Source organism: Paracoccus rhizosphaerae, from assembly GCF_026162645.1.
Classification (GTDB): Bacteria; Pseudomonadota; Alphaproteobacteria; order Rhodobacterales; family Rhodobacteraceae; genus Paracoccus; species Paracoccus rhizosphaerae.
On the sequence record NZ_JAOTBE010000029.1, the window covers coordinates 17,464 to 37,278 of the forward strand.

General features: G+C 62.3%; 19 protein-coding genes and 1 pseudogene. 7 read left to right on the forward strand and 13 right to left on the reverse strand.

All coding sequences use genetic code 11. The features are described from left to right. Positions 1 to 3: 3 nt before the first annotated feature. Positions 4 to 1,242, reverse strand: coding sequence for an aromatic ring-hydroxylating oxygenase subunit alpha (locus OC184_RS11500; protein WP_265507338.1), 1,239 nt, complete (start codon positions 1,240 to 1,242; stop codon positions 4 to 6). A gap of 154 nt (positions 1,243 to 1,396) precedes the next feature. Here OC184_RS11500 and OC184_RS11505 point away from each other — a divergent pair, with 154 nt between their 5' ends. Continuing rightward, positions 1,397 to 2,251: a LysR substrate-binding domain-containing protein gene (locus OC184_RS11505; protein ID WP_265507339.1), complete on the forward strand. Its 855-nt coding sequence runs from the start codon at positions 1,397 to 1,399 to the stop codon at positions 2,249 to 2,251. Positions 2,252 to 2,358: 107 nt separating this feature from the next. On the opposite strand, the gene OC184_RS11510 is transcribed toward OC184_RS11505, so the two are convergent. The 3 genes from OC184_RS11510 to hpbA all read right to left on the reverse strand — a co-directional run bounded on the left by OC184_RS11510 (position 2,359) and on the right by hpbA (position 6,146). Next, positions 2,359 to 3,285 (reverse strand): electron transfer flavoprotein subunit alpha/FixB family protein, encoded by a 927-nt coding sequence (locus OC184_RS11510; protein ID WP_265505350.1) that lies wholly within the window; start codon positions 3,283 to 3,285, stop codon positions 2,359 to 2,361. After that, entirely contained in the window at positions 3,285 to 4,043 is a 759-nt protein-coding gene (locus OC184_RS11515; RefSeq protein ID WP_265505349.1) for an electron transfer flavoprotein subunit beta/FixA family protein, read from the reverse strand. The genes OC184_RS11510 and OC184_RS11515 overlap by 1 nt, the downstream gene beginning before the upstream one ends. A gap of 66 nt (positions 4,044 to 4,109) precedes the next feature. Beyond that, positions 4,110 to 6,146 carry an N-methyl-L-proline N-demethylase HpbA gene (gene hpbA, locus OC184_RS11520; protein ID WP_265507340.1) on the reverse strand — a complete coding sequence of 679 codons (2,037 nt, stop codon included), beginning with the start codon at positions 6,144 to 6,146 and terminating at the stop codon, positions 4,110 to 4,112. A 144-nt stretch (positions 6,147 to 6,290) separates the two neighbouring features. Between hpbA and OC184_RS11525 the strand changes: the two genes are divergently transcribed. The 3 genes from OC184_RS11525 (at position 6,291) to OC184_RS11535 (ending at position 9,515) form a co-directional block, all read left to right on the forward strand. Next, positions 6,291 to 6,926 (forward strand): TetR/AcrR family transcriptional regulator, encoded by a 636-nt coding sequence (locus OC184_RS11525; RefSeq protein ID WP_265507341.1) that lies wholly within the window; start codon positions 6,291 to 6,293, stop codon positions 6,924 to 6,926. After that, the gene (locus OC184_RS11530) at positions 6,923 to 7,702 is read left to right on the forward strand and encodes a pyrroline-5-carboxylate reductase family protein (RefSeq protein WP_265507342.1); all 780 of its coding nucleotides are present in this window, start codon (positions 6,923 to 6,925) and stop codon (positions 7,700 to 7,702) included. The genes OC184_RS11525 and OC184_RS11530 overlap by 4 nt, the downstream gene beginning before the upstream one ends. Positions 7,703 to 7,865: 163 nt before the next feature. Continuing rightward, a complete protein-coding gene (locus OC184_RS11535; RefSeq protein WP_265507343.1) occupies positions 7,866 to 9,515 on the forward strand; it encodes a BCCT family transporter in 1,650 nt (549 codons plus the stop codon). Between the two features lie 415 nt (positions 9,516 to 9,930). On the opposite strand, the gene OC184_RS11540 is transcribed toward OC184_RS11535, so the two are convergent. Then, complete coding sequence (locus tag OC184_RS11540; RefSeq protein ID WP_265507345.1) at positions 9,931 to 10,473, reverse strand: cysteine hydrolase family protein; 543 nt, start codon at positions 10,471 to 10,473, stop codon at positions 9,931 to 9,933. 95 nt (positions 10,474 to 10,568) lie between these two features. On the opposite strand from OC184_RS11540, the gene OC184_RS11545 reads away from it, so the two are divergent. Next, entirely contained in the window at positions 10,569 to 11,543 is a 975-nt protein-coding gene (locus OC184_RS11545; protein ID WP_265507346.1) for a GlxA family transcriptional regulator, read from the forward strand. Positions 11,544 to 11,562: 19 nt separating this feature from the next. On the opposite strand, the gene OC184_RS11550 is transcribed toward OC184_RS11545, so the two are convergent. The 3 genes and pseudogenes from OC184_RS11550 to OC184_RS20490 all read right to left on the reverse strand — a co-directional run. Continuing rightward, positions 11,563 to 11,763, reverse strand: coding sequence for a hypothetical protein (locus OC184_RS11550; RefSeq protein ID WP_265507347.1), 201 nt, complete (start codon positions 11,761 to 11,763; stop codon positions 11,563 to 11,565). A gap of 209 nt (positions 11,764 to 11,972) precedes the next feature. Next, positions 11,973 to 12,638: a LysR family transcriptional regulator gene (locus OC184_RS11555; protein WP_265507348.1), complete on the reverse strand. Its 666-nt coding sequence runs from the start codon at positions 12,636 to 12,638 to the stop codon at positions 11,973 to 11,975. Between the two features lie 21 nt (positions 12,639 to 12,659). Further along, a pseudogene (locus OC184_RS20490) lies at positions 12,660 to 12,869 on the reverse strand (helix-turn-helix domain-containing protein); the annotation flags it as partial. 132 nt (positions 12,870 to 13,001) lie between these two features. Here OC184_RS20490 and OC184_RS11560 point away from each other — a divergent pair. Continuing rightward, on the forward strand, positions 13,002 to 13,781 hold the full coding sequence (locus tag OC184_RS11560) for an alpha/beta fold hydrolase (RefSeq protein WP_265507349.1): 780 nt from the start codon (positions 13,002 to 13,004) through the stop codon (positions 13,779 to 13,781). 8 nt (positions 13,782 to 13,789) lie between these two features. Further along, positions 13,790 to 14,728 (forward strand): DMT family transporter, encoded by a 939-nt coding sequence (locus tag OC184_RS11565; RefSeq protein ID WP_265507350.1) that lies wholly within the window; start codon positions 13,790 to 13,792, stop codon positions 14,726 to 14,728. A 321-nt stretch (positions 14,729 to 15,049) separates the two neighbouring features. On the opposite strand, the gene OC184_RS11570 is transcribed toward OC184_RS11565, so the two are convergent. The 5 genes from OC184_RS11570 to OC184_RS11590 form a co-directional block, all read right to left on the reverse strand. Further along, the gene (locus OC184_RS11570; protein ID WP_265507351.1) at positions 15,050 to 16,102 is read right to left on the reverse strand and encodes a proline racemase family protein; all 1,053 of its coding nucleotides are present in this window, start codon (positions 16,100 to 16,102) and stop codon (positions 15,050 to 15,052) included. 150 nt (positions 16,103 to 16,252) lie between these two features. Next, positions 16,253 to 16,393, reverse strand: coding sequence for a hypothetical protein (locus OC184_RS11575; protein ID WP_265507352.1), 141 nt, complete (start codon positions 16,391 to 16,393; stop codon positions 16,253 to 16,255). A 66-nt stretch (positions 16,394 to 16,459) separates the two neighbouring features. Then, positions 16,460 to 17,578 (reverse strand): mandelate racemase/muconate lactonizing enzyme family protein, encoded by a 1,119-nt coding sequence (locus tag OC184_RS11580; protein ID WP_265507353.1) that lies wholly within the window; start codon positions 17,576 to 17,578, stop codon positions 16,460 to 16,462. A gap of 10 nt (positions 17,579 to 17,588) precedes the next feature. After that, entirely contained in the window at positions 17,589 to 18,692 is a 1,104-nt protein-coding gene (locus OC184_RS11585; protein ID WP_265507354.1) for an alcohol dehydrogenase family protein, read from the reverse strand. Positions 18,693 to 18,824: 132 nt separating this feature from the next. Further along, complete coding sequence (locus OC184_RS11590; RefSeq protein ID WP_265507355.1) at positions 18,825 to 19,757, reverse strand: LysR family transcriptional regulator; 933 nt, start codon at positions 19,755 to 19,757, stop codon at positions 18,825 to 18,827. Positions 19,758 to 19,815: the final 58 nt, after the last annotated feature.

The following is a 19,815-nucleotide window of genomic DNA, read 5'->3' on the forward strand; positions in this document are numbered from 1 at the left end:
TAGTTACTCCGCCGCCATGCGCTGCGGCGCCACGGCGCGGTCCAGAACGTCGGCGTACCAGTCGATGAACTGGATGACGCCGCTTTCCCAGTCGGGGGAATAGGGGCCGGGCACGTAGGCGGGCGACATGATGCCCATCGCGTTGGTCTCGACGATCTCGCGGTCCTCGTCATTGGTGGCGATCCAGACCTCGGTCAAGCGCTTGAGGTCATAGTCCTCGCCTTCGACCGCGTCCTTGTGGACCAGCCAAGTGGTCGTCACTTCGGTCTCGGTCGGGCTGATGGGTGTTACGCGGAAGGTCAGCGTGTGGTCGGGCAGGAAGTGGTTCCAGGTCGAGGGGTAGTTGAAGACCAGCAGCGATCCCGCGTCGGGCTTGGCTACGCGGCCCAACTGCTTCTTCACGCCGGCCTTGCCGTCCATCGTGTAGCTGACGGCGGTTTCCTGCAGCGGCATCCGCGCCAGACGGTACTGGCCATGGCCGCCCAGGACGAACTGCGCAGGCGCACCGGCCGCCAGGCAGGCATCGAAATGGGCCTGCAGCCGGTCCGAGATCGAGCCGTCGGCGGACACGCCCGCAACCTCGGGGTCCAGCGGGAAAGACCGGCACAGCGCCGGGTGGTTGCCGCTGCAGTGATAGCACTCGCGGTTGTTTTCCCACACAAGCTTCCAGTTGCCCTTCTCGACGATGGTCGAGCTGTAGGCGACCTTGGCGTCGCGAAGGTCATGGATTTCTAGGTAGGGATTCGCGGTCTTGGCGAAATCGTCGAAGTCCGGCGGCGTGTCGGCCAGGCAGACATAGACCAGCCCGTTCAGGTCGCGCAGGTGCACCGGCTTCAGGCCGTGCTGGGTCGGGTCGAAGTCGGGGCCCATGTTGTTGGCCCAGATCAGCTTGCCGTCCAGCTCGTAGGTCCACTGGTGATAGGGGCAGACCAGCTTGGCGACCTGACCCTCGCGCGCCTTGCAGATCAGCGACCCGCGGTGGCGGCAGGAATTGTGGAATGCGCGGATTTCCTTATCGCGGCCCTTCACGATGATGATCTCGTAGGCGCCGACCTTCATCGTGGCATAGCTGCCGGTCTTGACCAGCTGGGCGGCCGGAATGGCGAACAGCCATTCCTTGTAGAAGATATGCTCCAGGTCGAGTTGATAGACCTCTGGAGAGACATAGAAGGGCTGTTCCAGCGCATGACCCGGCTTGCGGCGGGCGAGCAGTTCCTGGATGTTTTGCGTGGCGACCGTCATGGGTGGCTTCCCTGTCAGAAGTGCGGTTTTCCACCTTCAGAAATCGCTCCGCATGATGTTTGTGACAATAGCATTAAATTTCATCATGAGTTAGATGAATTCACCCAAACCGCCAAGGGAGCATCGGGTGCGACGCCCTTATGATCTTGCCTCCATGACCGGGTTGATCTGTTTCGAGGCCGCGGCTCGACACGTAAGCTTCAAGCGGGCTGCGCAGGAGCTGAACGTCACCCCTGCCGCCATCAGCCACCAGGTCAAGGCAGTCGAGCTCGACTTGGGCTGTGCGCTCTTTCGCCGGCTGCATCGTGGAGTGGAACTGACTGAAAAAGGTGCGTTTCTTCTGGTCGCCATCCAGCGGGGCCTGGAAGGGATGTCGGATGCGGTAGGCCACCTGCGCGAGCGGCGCGACGCGGTCGACGTCACGATCCGGACGACAACGGCCGTCAGCGCCTTGTGGCTGACCCCTCGAATGTCGGCGTTCTGGAAGGTCCACCCGACCATCACGGTCTCGCAGACGGTCAGCGATGTTCCGGATCGTTTCAGCCGGCACGACCTGAATATCCTTTACGGAGTGCCGAATGACGATGGACGCGAATGGCGGCAGCTGTTTCACGATCGAATCGTCGCCGTCGGCACCAGACGATTTAAGGAGGAACATGCCATCCATGATCTTGTGGGACTGGGGGCCGCGCCGCTGGTTCATATGAACAGTGAAGACAACGACTGGACGGGCTGGAACCAGTGGTTCGGAACTCTGGGCCAACCCGCCCCCAAGGGGCGGGGATTGTACGTCAACAACTACTTGATCGCCATGCAGGCGGCTCAGGATGATGCCGGTGCGATGCTGGGGTGGGACGGGCTGATCGGCGATATGCTTGCGGATGAGCGGCTGGTCAAGCTTGTCGAGGAAGATGTGCCTTCGCCGGTTGCATTCTATCTGACCATCCATCCCCGCGCCTCGGCCGAGGCGCGCCTTTTTGCCGACTGGCTAGTGGGTATCGCGCGTTGAAATCCTCTGGAGATACCACAGCCTTTCCGTCAAAAAGAGGAAATCGCAGCGCCTTGGCTGCAAGACGCTGCATGTCGGATCCTGTGCACAATGAGGACCATTCGATTTCAGAGCTTCTCGGTCAGTTCCGGGACGATGGTGAAGAGGTCACCGACAAGGCCGTAATCGGCGACCTGGAAGATCGGCGCTTCCTCGTCCTTGTTGATGGCGACGATGACCTTGCTGTCCTTCATGCCGGCCAGGTGCTGGATCGCGCCCGAGATGCCCACCGCGACATAGAGCGCGGGCGCCACGACCTTGCCGGTCTGGCCCACCTGCCAGTCGTTCGGGGCATAGCCTGAGTCAACCGCGGCGCGCGATGCGCCGACCGCGGCGCCAAGCTTGTCGGCCAGCTGCTCGATCAGCACGAACTGCTCTTTCGAGCCGAGCGCGCGGCCGCCGGACACGACGCGGCCGGCCGAGGTCAGCTCGGGGCGGTCGCTTTCCGCCGTCTCGTCGTTCAGCCAGGACGACAGCGCCGGGTCGTCCGCCAGCGCCGCGTCGGACACGGGGGCCTGACCGCCGTCGCCCGCCGCGTCGAAGCTGGTGGTGCGGATCGTCATGACCTTGACCGCATCCGAGGACTTGACCGTCTGGATCGCGTTGCCAGCATAGACCGGGCGCTCGAACGTGTCGGCGTCGATGACCTTCGAGACGTCCGAGATCACCATCACGTCCAGAAGCGCTGCCACGCGGGGCATGACGTTCTTGGCATCGGTGGTCGCAGGCGCCACGACATGGCTGTAATCGCCCGCCAGCGACGCCAGCAGCGCCGCCGTCGGCTCGGCCAGGCGGTGGCCATAGCGCGCGTCCTCGGCCACGAGGACCTTTGCGACGCCTGCGATCCTGGCGGCGGCATCCGCCGCGGCACGGGCCTGCGCGCCGGCGCAGAGGACGGTGACGTCGCCCAGGGGCGCCATGGCGCTGACGGCCTTGCCCGTCGCGTCGGTGTTCAGTTCGCCATTGGTGACTTCGGCCAGCAGAAGAACAGCCATCACACGACCCCCGCTTCTTTCAGTTTCGACACCAGCTCATCGACCGAGCCGACCTTGATCCCGGCCTTGCGGCCCTCGGGCTCGCGCGTGCTGACCACGGTCAGGCGCGGCGTGACGTCAACGCCGTAATCGGCCGCGGTCTTCTCCTCCAGCGGCTTCTTCTTGGCCTTCATGATGTTGGGAAGGCTGGCATAGCGCGGCTCGTTCAGGCGCAGGTCGGCGGTGACGATGGCCGGAAGCTTGACCTCAATGGTCTGCAGGCCGCCGTCGACCTCGCGGGTGACCTTCGCGGCCTCTCCCTCAATCTCCAGCTTGCTGGCGAAGGTTGCCTGGCCCCAGCCCAGAAGCGCCGCCAGCATCTGGCCGGTCGCGTTCATGTCGTTGTCGATTGCCTGCTTGCCGGCGATCACCAGGCCGGGCTGCTCCTGATCGACCACGGCCTTGAGGATCTTGGCCACCGCCAACGGCTCGATGTCCTGGTGGACGTCGTCTGCGGCGACCACCAGGATCGCGCGGTCCGCACCCATCGCCAGCGCCGTGCGCAGCGTCTCCTGCGCCTGCTTGACGCCGATGCTGACGACGACGATCTCGGTCGCCGTGCCCTTCTCCTTCAGTCGGATCGCCTCCTCGACGGCGATCTCGTCGAAGGGGTTCATCGACATCTTCACATTGGCCAGATCGACACCCGACCCGTCCGCCTTGACGCGGGCCTTCACATTATAATCGATCACCCGCTTAACCGGCACGAGGACTTTCATCAGCCTCTCTCCCTTTCTTGCGTCACCTGTGGGGCCGGACGCGCGGTTGCCGCGCGTCCTTTCGTGTCACAGGTCCTTGACCAAACGCAGCGCGTCATAGATGGCGGCATGCGTGTTGCGGGCCGCAACTGCATCGCCGATGCGGAAAAGGCGGAACTGACCGTCCTCGTTGTGCTGGACCTGCTGCTTATCACCAGCGATCAGAGCGGTGTAGTCGACCTCGCCCAGGTTCTTCGACAGGGGCTTCAGGTCGAAATACAGCTCGTCCAGCGGGCGGGTGCCGTGGTTCACCACCACCTGGTCGATTACCCGATCCTTGGTCATGTCGCCATAGTCGCTGCCCAGGGTCGCACGCAGCTGGTTACCGTCGCGCTTGACCGAACGCAGCCGCCAAGTGACCGTGAAGGTGGTGTCGCGGCCCTGCAGGTTGCGCATATAGGGCACCAGGTTCATCGCCATCACCTCGGGCGAGAAGCTGCGGTCGGGCGTCACGATCTCGACCTTGGCGCCCGTCGCCGAGATGATATCGGCCGCCTGCAGTGCCGCATGATCGCCCGCATCGTCGAAGATCAGGACGTTCTGGCCGGGCTTCACGTCGCCCGACAGGATGTCCCATGCCGAACAGACAAGGTCGTCGCCTTCGGACAAAACCTCGGTATGCGGAAGGCCACCGGTGGCGATGATGACCTCGTCCGGGTTTGTGGCCAGAACGTCGTCCACATCGGCGAAGGTGTTGAAGTTGAACTTCACGCCGTGCTTCTCGCACATCGCCATCCGCCAGGAGATGATCGAGATCATCTCGCGCCGACGCTCCTGCAGGGCAGTCAGGCGGATCTGGCCGCCTGGCTCATCCGCCGCCTCGAAGACGGTGACCTCATGGCCACGCTCGGCCGCCACGCGGGCGGCTTCCAGCCCGGCAGGACCGGCACCCACGATCGTGACGCGGCGCTTTTCGGAAGCTACGGGAATGGTGTGGGGCATCGTCTCTTCACGGCCGGTGGCGGCGTTGTGCAGGCAGAAGGCCAGCCCGCCCTGATAAATGCGGTCGAGGCAGTAGTTCGCGCCGACGCAGGGGCGGATGTCGTCCTCGCGCCCCTCGATCACCTTGCGGACCAGATGCGGGTCGGCCATGTGCGCGCGGGTCATGCCGATCATGTCGACCAGCCCCGCGGCGATGGCGTGACGCGCGGTCGGCACGTCGGGGATCTTGGCGGCGTGGAAGGTCGGGAAGTCGGTCGCCTTCTTGATCTGGCCCGCGAATTCCAGATGCGGCGCGTTGCGCATCCCCTGCACCGGGATCACGTCGGTCAGGCCCGCGTCGGTGTCGATATGACCGCGCACCACGTTCAGGAAGTCGACCAGCCCGCTGTCCTTCAGCTTCTGCGAGATGGTGATCCCGTCTTGCGCATCGAAGCCGCCCGGCAGGCATTCGTCGCCGGTATAGCGCACGCCCAGCAGGAAACTCTCGCCGCAGCGTTCGCGGATGCCGCGCAGGATGTCGAAGGTGAAGCGCAGGCGGTTGTCGATGCTGCCGCCGTATTCGTTGTCCAGGTCGTTGGTCAAGGGCGACCAGAACTGGTCCATGAGGTGGCCATAGGCCTGCAGTTCAAGCCCGTCGAGTCCCGCCGCCTTCATCCGTTCTGCGGCATCGACATAGTCCTTGATGATGCGCTGGATGTCCCAATCTTCCATCTTCTTGGGGAAGGACCGGTGCGAAGCCTCGCGCTCATGGCTGGGCGACACGACGGGCAGCCAGTCGGCCTTGTCCCAACGCGTCCGTCGGCCCAGGTGGGTCAGCTGAATCATCACGGCGGTGCCATGTTCATGGCATTCGTCGGTCAGCTTCTTCATCCAGCCGACGACTTCGTCCTTGTAGGCCAGGATGTTGTTGAAGACCGGCGGGCTGTCCTTCGACACCGCAGCCGAACCCGCAGTCATGGTCAACGCGACGCCGGCCTTGGCCCGTTCGACGTGATAGGCGCGGTACCGGTCCTTGGGCATGCCATCCTCGGGATAGGCCGGTTCGTGGCTGGTGATCATGATGCGGTTGCGAAGCGTCAGGTGCTTCAGCTGATACGGCTGGAGAAGCGGATCGTTGGACATCTCGGGCTGCCTGTGTCGAAGGGTTTCGATGATAAAAGATGAAATGTTCACCTGTGTCAATATCGGATACATTGAAGTATGGTTTGAGTCCTGATGTGCACAATTATCTTGCCATAGCTGACCGGGGGCGGGTAATCTTGGGCCATGAGTGAACACAACATTGCTGCATCGGGCTGGCGAGGCTCTCGTGACGGCTGGCTCGAGGCGGGGTACCAGGCCCTGATCGACGGCGGTGTCGATGCCGTAAAGATCATGCCGCTGGCGAGGCAACTGAACCTGTCGCGCACCAGCTTCTACTGGTTCTTCGACGATCGCGAGGCGTTGCTTGCCGCCCTCCTGGATGGATGGGCCGCGCGTACGACCGAACCGCTCGTCGCAGCCACGCGCCAGTATGCCGAAACCCAGGCCGAGGCGATGCTGAACGTGATCGGTTGCTTCCTGTCGGTCGACACCTTCGATTCGCGTCTCGAGTTCGCCATTCGCAGCTGGGCCCTGCAGGACCAGGACGTGGCGAAGAAAGTCGGCGCAGCCGATGAGACCCGCCTGGCGGCGTTGTCAGCGATGATGCGAAAATGGGGACATGAACAGGTTGCCGCAGATGTGCGGGCACGCACCGTCTATCTGGTTCAGATCGGCTATATCTCCATGCAATCCAGCGAGGATCTGCGGACCCGTCTCGACCGCATCCCGACCTATGTCGAGATCTACACTGGCACCCGGCCCGAACCTCGCGAGATCGCGCGCTTCAGCGCCCGCTTTCAAGATCAGTTGACAACATGAAGATCGGCATCATCGGCGCCACCGGCTGGCTTGGATCTGCCACTGGCGCAAAGCTCCTGGCAAAAGGCGTCGTCGCGCCGTGCGACCTCGTGCTCTTGAACCGCAGCGGCGCACGTGCCGATTATCATGGTCATTCGGACGTAACATGGGCAATGGATGTCGCGGATCTGGCCGGGCAGAGCGACGTCATCATCCTGTCAGTGCGCCCCGCCAACTGGCCGGGCCTTGGGCTGCGAGCGCCTGACAAGCTGCTGATCTCGTTTATGGCCGCGGTCGGGCTGTCGGCCCTGTCAGCCAGCGGGGCACGGATCGTACGCGCCATGCCGAACGCCGCCATCGAGATCGGCGCGTCCTATTCCCCCTGGGTCGCCGGTCCCGGCGTGACTGGTCGGGATCGGGACTGGGTTCGCACCATCCTGTCGGCCATCGGAACCGGGGACGAGTTGGCGACCGAGGACCAGATCGACCTGATGACCGCCGTTCCTGGTGCCGGAGCGGCCTATCCCGCCTTTATGGCTGTGGCGGTCAGCCGCTGGCTGACCGATCGTGGCATCGCGCCGAACGTCGCCTGGCGTGCGACCGAAGGGATGATCTGCGGCGGTGCGCGCCTGCTGGAAGGGCGGGCGGATCAGGCCGCCTGCGTCCTCAATACCTACCGCGCCTATGACGGCACGACTGCCGCGGGAGTCGCGGCCGCAGAAGCCCACGGTTTTGCCGACTGCCTGCATGCTGCGCTGGACGCCGCCGTAAGTCGGGCACAAAGCATGACGTCTTAGGAAATCAGAGGCAGAGACGTTGCAGATCGCTGCTGCACCTCCAGTCTGGGCAGAGAAAATGTTCATTCAGACCATCATTTAGGTCGCCATTCGCTATACCGAAATCAACGGCGCCTGCAGCGGGATCATCGACTAACGCCCGCAAAATCGAGGGGAACAACGTATGGCTCTCAAGCCTCCATTGACACAACTGGACATCCAGACCGCCGAGGGCGGCTTTTACGACGGCTTTGCCCGTGTGGTGGCAGTGTCGGCCAAGATCATCATCGGCGCGCTCATCTTCTGGGCGATTGCATTTCCCGACAATGCGGGCTGGTTGCTGAACGCCATCAACTCGGCCATCCTGGCCACCTTCAACTATTGGTATGTCTGGTCGACCGCCTTCTTCGTCGTGCTATGCGTTCTGCTGGCCGCCATTCCTGCGGCGGGACGGATGCGGCTTGGTGAAGCTGACGACCGGCCCGAGTTCACGAACTTTTCGTGGTTCTCGATGATGTTCGGCGCGGGCATCGGGGTCGGCATGCTGACCTATGCCACCGGAGAGCCGGTCTCGCACTTCATCACCAACCCCGAGGTCATCAGGGGTGAGGTCGCAGGCTCGTCGGCTGAGACCGTGCGGTCGGCCTATGAATGGTCGTTCCTGCACTGGGGTCTCACCCCATGGGCCTGCTACGCGCTGACGGGCCTGTCGCTGGCCTTCTTCTCCTATCGCCGCGGTCTCCCGCTGACGATCCGGTCGGGGCTGACCTCGCTGTTCGGAACAAGGCTGGAAGGCATGCTGGGCCACGTCATCGATATCGTCGCCGTTGTTGCGACCGTCCTGGGCGTCGCGCAGACACTGGGTTTCGGGGTCGAGCAGTTCGTGGCCGGCGTCGCCCGAGTCACCGGTGAGTCCTGGCTGCTGAACGAAGCCGGGACCGCATCCAATTGGGCCATCGTCATCGCGCTGATCGTGATCGTGGGCGCATCGACCCTTTCGGCGCTGTCGGGGGTCGGCAAGGGCATCAAGTGGCTGTCGAACATCAACATGGGCCTCAGCATCTTCCTACTGCTGTTCTTCCTGATCTTTGGCAGCACGCTTTTCAGCCTCCAAGCGCTGGCCGTCGGCACCTGGGACTATCTGATCACGCTGCCGTCCAAGCTGACGACGGTCTGGGCCAGCGACGGGACGGAGGTCGGCGAGGCGCTGGCCACCTGGCAGGGCGGCTGGACCATCTTCTACTGGGCCTGGTGGATCGCCTTCGCACCGTTCGTGGGGCTGTTCCTGGCGCGGATCTCCAAGGGCCGGACGATCCGCGAATACATCCTCGGCGCGATGATCGTGCCTTCGGTCGTCTGCTTCGTGTGGTTCGCCCTAGTCGGCGGCACCGCCATCCATCTAGAGTTGACCGGCCAGGCCCAAGGGGCGATCGTCGGCACCAGCCTGTCGGACCAGCTCTACGCCACCCTGGCGGTGATGCTGCCGCCGGGGCTGGCCAACATCATGTCGGGCATCGTCGTGATCCTGCTGCTGACCTACCTGGTCACCTCGGCCGACTCGGCGGTGCTGATTATCAACACGATCAATGCCGGCGGCGACGAAGGGCCCAAAGGGCGTCCGCACATCCTGTTCTGGGGCGCGGCGCTGGCGCTGGTCGTAGGCGCATTGCTGATCGTGGGCGGCCTCTCGGCCATTCAGACGGCGATGATCGTGGGGGCGCTGCCGTTCTCGTTCGTGATGATGCTGATGGGCATCTCGCTGGTGAAGGCCATCTACAAGGACAGCCTGCGCCGCCGCGCTGATATCCCGAGAACGGCTGGCACGATCGACTGAACAGAGGCGGATCCGTCTGCCTATTCGGGTGGCGCCGAAGACATTGCCCGATCCGAAAAAATCCTTTCCGCCGAAGCGTGGAAGCTGACCGAAGGCGACGCGGCTACGGGTCCGCTTCCCTCCGAGCCAGACGCGACTGGCTTGGAACGCCTGGCAAACCTAAACTAGCTTCCAGACTTCGGAGACGGGGTCTCTCGGGTCAAGCTCTAGGCCACGAGATTTCGTCCGCAGGCAAGCGGTAGTCTTGAACCGATCATTCCACGACCGTCGTTTTCTGGCAGCAGGCCTTCGTCTGAGATCTCCCCGGGGTGCATGCACCGGTCCATGGTCGGCAAGGAACATTGCACATGACTAAGGCGGCTCGAAGGAGCCGCCTACCTGACCACCGAAAGAGAGCTGCAGGTGACAACCACCCTCAGTTCCGCAGAAACTCATCCGTGCTGATCACGTCCCCATACAGGAACGCCAAAGCGCCCATGATTGCGGTATGTACGTTAGCGGCAGAAGATACGGTGCCGTTGAAATCGACGTCGCGGGTGGCGCAGGCATCGTGAACCGTGGTGGTCTTGTAGCCGAGGTCATTCGCTGCGCGCGTGGTGGCATCCACACACATGTGGCTCATGGCACCGACCACAACGACTTCATCGATACCTTTACTGTCGAGGATGTCCTTCAGCTCCGTCTCACGGAATGAGTTCGGGTAGTGCTTGGTAATAACGGGCTCATTGCCCTGGGGCTCGACTGCCTTGTTGATCTCGGCCCCGTCAGTGCCCGGTACAAACATCGCCCCGCCCGGAAACTCATGGCGGATGTTCACCACTAGATCACCCTTGGCACGCGCATGGTCCATGACACGGGCAGCATTGGCGGCCGCTGCTTCAATGCCCTGCAGTGGCAGATTTCCGGTCGGCCAATATTCATTTTGCAGATCGACGACGAGGACAGCGCGTTTCGACATGGAAGTTTCCTTTGGTTGATGGTTGCATTGAATATCAACTCGAACGAAGACTTGCGCCACTGGCGATACCGACAGAATCAAGGGCGATACCGCCAATGCGTCACGTGACCATCGGGGTTGTAGTGTATCCGGGCGTGCAGATGTCGGCAGTCCTGGGGCTGACGGACCTTTTTACCCTCGCAGAACGGTTGGCTTCTCCGGGAGAAGCCGCCGCACCGCATCTTGTTGTACGACACCTGGTTGCAAATGCAGACGTTGGGCTACCCCGTGCTAGTTTCTTCGACGGCGACGGGCAGGATCATGGCAAAGAAGCTGCAGAGTGCGGAGTGCTGCTGTTGCCGCCTTCTCTGGAGCCGCCGATCAGCTCCGAGGTCGCCGCTCCCATCGCACAGTGGCTCCGCGCACGTCATGCCGAAGGAGTGGTGCTTGGTTCGGTTTGCGGGGGCGCCTTTTTACTTGCCGAGACTGGACTGCTTTCCGGACGCACTGTCACCACGCACTGGACCTATGCCCAAGCCCTGCAGGACCGTTACCCCGGGGTGCAGGTGGATGCGGACCGGCTAATCATCGACGGGGGCGACATCATCTCTGCGGGTGGCCTTATGTCTTGGGTCGACCTCGGACTGATCCTGGTGAACCGCTTTCTCGGGCCGGTGATAATGGCCGAGACGGCACGCATGATGCTGGTCGATCCGCCGGGGCGTGAACAGCGCTACTACAGCGGCTTCGTGCCACGGTTGACCCATGGCGATGCGGCGATCCTCAAGGCGCAGCATTTTCTGCAAGCGAATGAAGGCAAGGAGACCCGCGTGTCTACCCTGGCCGAACAGGCAGGTCTGGAAGAGCGCACATTCCTGCGCCGCTTCCAGAAGGCGACCGGTCTGACTGCAACGGACTATGCGCAACGGCTGCGGGTCGCCAAGGCGCAGGAACTGCTGCAATTCACCCAACAACCTATCGAGCGGGTCGCCTGGCACGTCGGCTATTCCGACTCGGGCTCCTTCCGGAAGGTCTTTCACCGTATTGTCGGCCTGACTCCTGGAGAATATCGGCAAAGGTTTCACGCCTGAGCCGATTGCTCCCCGCGTACTAGTGCACCGCAGCCGCTGCAGCCTCATTGCCCTTTGCGTTGACCACAACCGCAACGACAGCGGCTGCCGCCAAAGGTGCAAGGGCCGCACTCACCAGTCCAAAACCGTAGCCATGAATCAGTGCTTCGCTAGCCGAGGCAACTTGTTCCGCATTCGCTTCCTCGCGAGCGCCATAGAGCGTCACCAGCGCTTCGGGCATACGACCTGCCGTTGCCCTAACCGAGACCATTGACAGCACTGCCAGCCCGAATGCGACCCCGATCTGCTGAGAGGCATTCAGCAGGGAAGAAGCGATGCCGGTGCAGGTCGTCCTCCTGAAGGCTGCGTGTTTGGCATCAGCAAACGAAACATACGCGCTTCAGCCAATCATGTTATCTCGGCCACTTTGTCGTATTATCCGGGCCAAGTCTACGGGTCGAGTAGCGACCGGTAGGCCGCGATTGCCACGTCAATCAATTGCACAGCGGCCCGCAATCTGGGGCTGCGGCGCAGATCCTCGTGATAGACAAGCCAGAGCGTCATCGGCGTTATGTCGTGCGGAGCAAAAACGCGCCTTAACGCAGCATCCCGCTCGCCGACGAAGCACGGCAAGATGGCACAGCCGAGATTAGCGCGCACGGCTTCCAGCAATGTTTGCGTGATGTTGGAGCGCATGATGACCCGGTCTGCAGGTACGAGCTTGTTGAAATAGGCTAGCAGCGTGTTATGCCCGGAGGCATCGTCGTAGCCCAGGAATCTTTGTTCTGCGAAGGGCCTGAGATCCGTGGCCGCTGCATACCAACCGAAAGCCACCTTTCCCAAAGGGCGGGTAACAAGACCAGGCATTTCGGGACGCGACAGGCGAAGTGCCAGATCAGCTTCTCGTCGCGAAAGGTCGAGATTGCGACTATCGCCAATGAGTTCGATCTGAAGACCTGGGTGCTCTTGCAGGAATGCATTCAGCATGGGCACCAGCAGGTGAGCGCAAAAAAATGGCGTGGCCGTGAGCCGCACCACACCGGTCAGCGTCTCCGCCCTGCCGTCTAGGGACCGAAACAATCCGAGCACTTCCGCTTCCATCCGCTCGGCTGCCAACAAGGTCTCCTCTCCCAAGGGAGTGGCGGCAAAGCCATCCGGCCCTCTTTCAAATAGAGGCGCGCCAAGTTCCTGCTCCAGACTATCCAGATGCCGTGCGACTGTTGTGTGGTTGACGCCTAACGCCCGCGCTGCACCCGATAAAGAGGATGCCCGGCCTAAAGCCAATATGATGCGGAGCCGGTCCCATCTCAGAGACCCTGCATCGCCTATGTATTTTTTCGCAGTCACTGCGAAAATTTATCGACTTACTGAATAAAATTCCACCGCTATCTTGCTGACAAGTTTATTCGGATGATGCCTGCCGCTGTTTGAAGGCACGCCATCCCGCCATGACCTCTATAAGAAAGCTGCAGGAAGAAAATGGCCTATGTCACTACGAACGATGAAGTCGAACTTTACTATGAAGATAGTGGCCGAGGTCCCGTAATTGCCTTCGTTTCGGGGTATATGGGCGTTGCTGATATTTGGCATAACCAGACTGCGGCATTGAGCGATAAATATCGCTGCATCACGCATGACAATCGAGGCTATGGGCGATCCGGCAAGCCTGAAGCCGCTGATGGCTACAGTGTCGAACTGCATGCCGAGGATCTCAAGGATGTCCTCGATGCAGCGGGCGTGCGAGAGCCTGTCGTACTGGTGACGCACTCAATGGGGGGCAACATATCTACAGAGTTTGCGCTGAGATACCCTGCGCGGGTGGCCGGCATCATCTATACCGGCACGTACCTTTCGGGCGCCCAATTTCGCAGAATGGGTGTAACTGGAGATAGGCTTTTCGAAGGCGTCTCAACTCTTTCCGCAAGCGTGCGGTTCTTCACTGCATTCGGCCTGGCACCGAAGATCGCACTTGAGGCTGCAAAGTGGGCACGTCCTTGCCTTCATGGCAATGCGCAGGCCCTATCGTCCTATGATTGCGAGCATCGCTACAAGGAAATCGAGTTCCCAGTCCTGATCGTTCAGGGTGGAAGTGATGTCATCACGCCTGCGGATCCGTGCGCAACGGAGTTGCAGGTTGCCATCGGCGGCGCGCGCCTGGAGATCCTCGAAGGGGTCAACCACTTCCCGCAAACGGAGGCGCCGGAAAGGGTTTCAGAGTTGATCGATACGTTCGTGTGCAACATCTTCAGTACACGATGAGTATTGTCATGCGTGTGATGCCGGCATGGATCCGGGGCGTAGCGATGCTGGCCGCAACGGCCATCGCGTGGGGCGGCATGTTCTCTGTGCTTAAACCGCTGCTGTCCATCCTGGATCCGTTTACCCTGACGCTGATCCGCTTCGGTCTGGCAGCCCCCATCCTCGTCATCTCGCTTCTGGCGGTCGAGGGACGAGCCGCGCTGTCCTTCGAGGGTCAGGCACTGCGGTTATGGTGGCTGGGCACACTGGCCTTTGCCGGGTTCGGCCTGCTGCTGGTCATCGGGCTGCGGCTGACCCAACCGCAACATGCTGCGGTTGTGCCCGCCCTCATGCCGTTGATCGCCGTGATCATCACCGGGATTCGCACCCAAACCATGCCTGCACCTCGCGGCCTTCTGGCCGTGCTAATCGGCCTCACAGGCGTCGTTCTAGTCGTCACAAGCGGTCGCCCGACAATTCTTTTGGAAGGCGGGGTGGGCGGAGGCGAGGCGCTGGTTCTGGCTGGCGCGACCTGCTGGGTGCTCTACACGCTCGGCGCCGCCGATTTTCCGGGGTGGTCAGGCCTTCGCTATACCACGCTGACGCTGATGCTTGGAACAGTGACCATTATGGCGGTCGAGATGATTGCCCTGGCGAGTGAGTATGCCACACTCCCGGACGGCACCGCATTGCTTCGGGCGGCGCCAGGGATGGCTTTCATGGTGCTGGCAGCTTCGGTCATGGGGTTCTTGTTCTGGAATGCCGGCATGCGTGCGCTTGGACCAAGAATGGGAATTCTGTTCATCAACCTCGTTCCGGTGACTGCCTTCACCATCGCTCTCATCGGCGGGCAGGTCCCCAGTCCCTGGGAACTGGTCGGTGTCTCACTGGTGATCGGGGCACTGATCGTCAACAGCTTTGCAAGCCGGCAAAAGGCTTTTCTATCCACTGACCCGACTGTCGACTAACGTCAGCACGCACATGAACGGGGATCCGCCGATCTGGTCCGGCATGACGCCCGGCGAAATGCTGCAGCCGTTCCCAACCATGGCGCCGCATCCTTTCTAAGTTCGGTGCGATCAGCCCGGCGGCTTCCTGTTTCTAGAAAACTAGGTGCATCGGACCGATTTCGATCCGGTCGCTGTCAATTGGAGACCCGTCGGACAGAAGCGGCTTTTGCGCCAAGTCGATCTCAGCCGGCCCGATCTTGCGTCTGTCACTCAAGTGGTGGTTCATGAACTGCCCGCTGTATGGCGATCTGGGTCATATCGGCTAGCGACCAGCGGCGGTCACGCCCAAGTATCGCCGACTGTGAAGCCCTCGGTGAAGGGATCGTCGCGATCCAGCACGAGGGTGTTGAAGCCATAGATCCAGCTGGTGCCCGAGACCTCGGGCACAACCGCCGCTCTGTCGCCGAGCTTCGCCTCTGCGACCAAGCGCCCGGTATAGACATTGCCCAAAATGCTCTGATGGCGGAATGGCTGGTCCAGTGGCAGCTCGCCCTTGGCATGCAGCACAGCCATCTTTGCGCAGGTTCCGGTGCCACAGGGGCAGCGGTCGATGGCGCCCGTCCAGGTCGCGGGGTCGTCCCACGAAAAGTCGCCCGACGCCATGGTGACGGCGTTCTTCCAGTCGGCCTTGGGATCGTCGGTCGGACCCGACAGCTGCGAAATGGTGATGCCCACGCCGGGATAGTCCGGATGTTCGACCGATAGCTGCTCGATCGCAGCCTCTCGGATCATTGAGGAGATGCGCGTGATCTCGCGCCCGTGCTCGGGCATCAGCTGCAGATGCGGGAACTGGCGGACGTCGGCGATGACATAGAACATCCCGCCCCAGCCTACGTCCACGCGCACGCGGCCCAGATGCGGCACCTCGATCTCGGCATCCAGATGGGCGGCGAAGGCCGGCACGTTGCGGAACGTCACCGCTTTGACCTTGCCCTGTTCGCATTCGGCGCGCACGCGGATCAACCCAGCCGGCGCCTCCAGTGTCAGTTCGGTCACCGGCTCCTGCATCGGCAGGATGCCCATCTCCAGAAGCACCGTGACGACAGAGATCGTGTTGCCGCCGGACATGACGGGATATTCAATCTGCTCCATGATGACATAGCCTGCCTGCGCCTCGGGGTGCGAGGGCGGGACCAGAATATTGCAGCAATGGGCCGGATATCCACGTGGTTCGCGCAGCAACAGCTTGCGCAGCCCGTCGTCGTTCTGCTTCAGCCATTTCATCTTTTCATAGACCGAGTTGCCGGGGATATGCGGAAGCCCGCCGGTGATGACGCGCATCGGGGTTCCCGCGTGGGTGTCGACGGCGTGGATCATGCGCTTGAATGCCATGTCGGATCCTTGTGGCAATTGCGGGGAGGCCAACTTAACCATGGGGCGGGCGCGCCGGGATAATCAGGGTCCGGTTGCGGGTTACAGCGCCTCTTCGACCTTTTCGGCGATATCCGCAGGCACCTGCTGGCCCCAGATTTTCAAGTTGTCCTAAAGGAAGTGCAGAGCATCCTCCTCTTCGATGACTTGGATGTTGGTCTGCCAAGACATCAGCTTTTCGACCGTGTCATTGCCGTTGCCGACGGCCATGGCCCCCATAATCAGGCAGGTGCCGGAACGCAGTCTCGTCATCTTGTTCTCCCAGTGTGCGGTTTTCATCGGGGCGGCGCGACGCGCGATTCGTCCCGCTACTTCTTGTTATCGTTGATAGGTTGCAACGGGGTCGCCTAGCACGTCGAGGCGTGGAGTGATGCCCAGGCCAGGTTTGGCTGGCGCCGTCACGCGCCCGTCGACGACATCGAACGCGCCGTCGGCGGTCTTGATCGTGACCATGTCCCGGCACTCGAGCAGACAACGCAGGCTGCGTTCCGGCACGGTCTGGCCCAGGTGCACGATCGCTGCGAAGGCGATGTCCGACCCGGTGGTTTCCTGCACGCTGACGGTATAGCCGGCAGCAAGGCAGATATCGCGATGACGCCGGCCGTTGGTCAGGCCGCCGTTCTTCGAGATCTTGAGGCCGATCCCTTCGCAGGCGTCGTCGGCGATCAACTGGATGATGGAAGAATCGCTCTGCGCTAGTTCATCGAAGATGATCGGCACGTTGGTGCGGCGGCGCAGCGACACGCATTCCCGCCAGGTTGCGCAGGGTGCCTCCAGCACGAAATCCAGCCCGTCGGGCAGCAGGCGAAGCATCCGCAGCGCGGTCTCGGGCAGCATGCCGCCGTTCGCGTCGACGATGAAGTATTCGCCCGGCCGCTTGTCGGCCAGCGATGCGGCGATGCGCTCGGCGTCCTCGGCCGGATCGCCTCCGATCTTGACCGAATGACCGACATAGCCCTGCGCCCGATGCTCGGCCACGCGGCGGCGCATGTCGTCGGGATCGCCCATGTAGATGGACGAGATCACCGGCATCTTCACGCCAGTGCGCCCGCCCAGCAGATCGCAGACGGGCATCCCGACCGACTTGCCGAACACGTCCCAGCAGGCAACGTCCAGCGCGGTCTTGGCATGCAGGTGGCCGACCAGGCCCTGCTCCATGGTGTCGATGATGCGGTCGACGCGGCGGGGATCGCGGCCCAGCAGGTGCGGTGCGATCTCAGCGATCCCCGCACGAACGCCTGCCGCATGGGCGGCGACATAGGTGGTGCCAAACGGTGTGCTTTCACCCCAGCCTTCGGTCCCGTCGCTGGCGGTGATCCGCACGATGGTCGCGTCGAAGCTGCGGTATTCGCGGCCGCCCGATAGGGTGTAGACACCGCCCGCATAGGGCAGGTCCACCTGGAAGACGTCAATTTTCTCTATGGAAAGGTCAGACATTCGTATTCTCTTATTCGGGGATGACCAGGACCAGCTTGCCGCCGGTGTTCTTGGACAGGAATTCCGTCTGGGCGTCCACGATCTGGGCCAGCGGATAGGTGTTCGATACATTCGGGCGGATCTCGCCGCGCTCGATATAGCTGACCAGGTTCTCGAAGATCTCGTCATCCTGGAAGGTACAGCCGAAGAAGGCGAGGTCCTTCAGATATAGGGTGCGCACGTCTAGCTCAACCAGTGGCCCGCCGATGGCGCCCGCGACGGAATAGCGCCCGCCGCGCTTCATGGCGTTCAGCAGGTCGGGGAATGCAGGGCCGGCCACCACGTCCAGCACCACGTCGACCGAGCCTGCGGGGATGTGGTCGGTCAGCTTATCACCGCGCGGCACGACACGGTCGGCGCCAAGTGCCTTGAGCGCCTCGGCTTTGTTCGCGCCGGCGACCGCGGTGACGATCGCGCCGCGGCGTTTTACCAGCTGAATCGCCGCCGAACCAACCCCGCCCGACGCGCCGGTGATCAGCACATGCTCGCCCTCGCGTACGTCCACCCGGTGGATCATGCCTTCAGCCGTGGAATAGGCGCAGGGCACCGAGGCGAGCTCGACATCGGACCAGTCGCATTCGACCTTGTAGGTCTCGCGCGCAGGGGCCTTGGCGTATTGCGCGAAGCCGCCGTCGCATTCCGACCCGAAGGTCCAGCATTCCCAGGGGCGGTAATCGACATAGCTGCGCAGCATGTTGCGCACCAGCACGCGTTCGCCGATGCGGGCAGGATCGACCCCTTCGCCCACGGCCACAATCCGGCCGCAGCAGTCGGCGCCCTGGATGCGGGGGAAGGTCAGGGGCGTGCCCGACCAGCTGGCATCGTCATCGTTCAGATCGTCATAGCCCTGCGCGCCGCCGGCCGAAGTCTCGGATTTCACAACCTTGGAATACCAGCCGATGCGCGTGTTGATGTCGGTGTTGTTGATCCCGGCGGCCGCAACCCTGATCAGCACCTCGCCCGCCGCGGGAACCGGAACCGGAACGTCGTCGCGCACCTCCAGCTTCTCGAAGCCGCCGTGGCCGGTCAGAAGGGCGGCGGTCATCCTTTCGGGGACGGATACGTTCGCTGGCATGGGAACTCCTCGGTCTTTCCTGTTCTTCGACTGTCGTTGGCCTGGAAAGCGGCCGGCATCGATCCGCATATCAAGAAGCAGGACGTGCCTTGTCACAACGCACAAAAAATTCCGCCGCGTCTTGATCTCAGATCAACTCTCGACATCAGTCGGAAGGGGACGGGCATTCTCCAGCCGGGCCTGTTCTAGGAGCCATTCCCGCAGAACCTTCGCGCTCGACGACATTTCGCGTGTGGTGCTGTGGGACAGGTAATATTCGCCCGGTGCGGGCACGACCAGATCCGTGAACCGCACCAGTTCGCCCTGTTCGACCAGCGGTGCAATCAGCCGGTGCCAGCCAATGACAAGCCCTTGATCCGCCATTGCGGCCTGTAGGGCCACGCCGAACTTGCCGAAACGTCTGGCGCGAAGGGCGCCTGCGGGAACGCCGCCGCGAAGCAGTGCCTCTTCCCAGCCTAGCCAGTCTGGCTCGACCCATTCCACGTTCAGAAGCGGCAGGTTGACCAGATCGGCAGCCGTGGCGCCCTGGTGCCGGCGCGCGAAGTCCGGGCTGCACACGGGATAGATGCAGTCGCCGAAGAGGAGTTCGGCATGTTCGTCCACCCATGACCCGAGGCCATAGCGGATGCGCAGTTCCACATCGCTACGGCGGAAGTTCTGCTTGCTTTCCCAGATAACGTGATCGACGTTGATGTCAGTCTCGCGCCGCCAGAAATCAGGCATGCGTGGAATCAGCCACATGCTGGTGAAGAATTCGCTGCTGGCAATGGCGACATATCGCGAAGTGTCGCCCTGCTTGATCGACCGGGCGGTTTCCGCAAGCTTAGAAAAGCCGCTGGCAAGGACATGGAACAGCTCTTCGCCCGCGCTAGTCAGGGCAACGCCGTTGCCCCGCCTGACGAAGAGAGGACAACCCAGTTCGGACTCGACGGCCTTAATCTGACGGCTGACCGCGCCGGGCGTGACGTTTAGCTCTCCTGCCGCCCGCGTCAGGTTCCGGTGTCGGGCCGCCGCCTCGAACACGGCCAACGCACTGAGAGACGGCAGATCGTAGTACCGGCGCATCAGGTCTGTCCTCCGGAAAAGTTCGTCAGCGTCCCCCACATCTTGCGGAGAGCTGGTT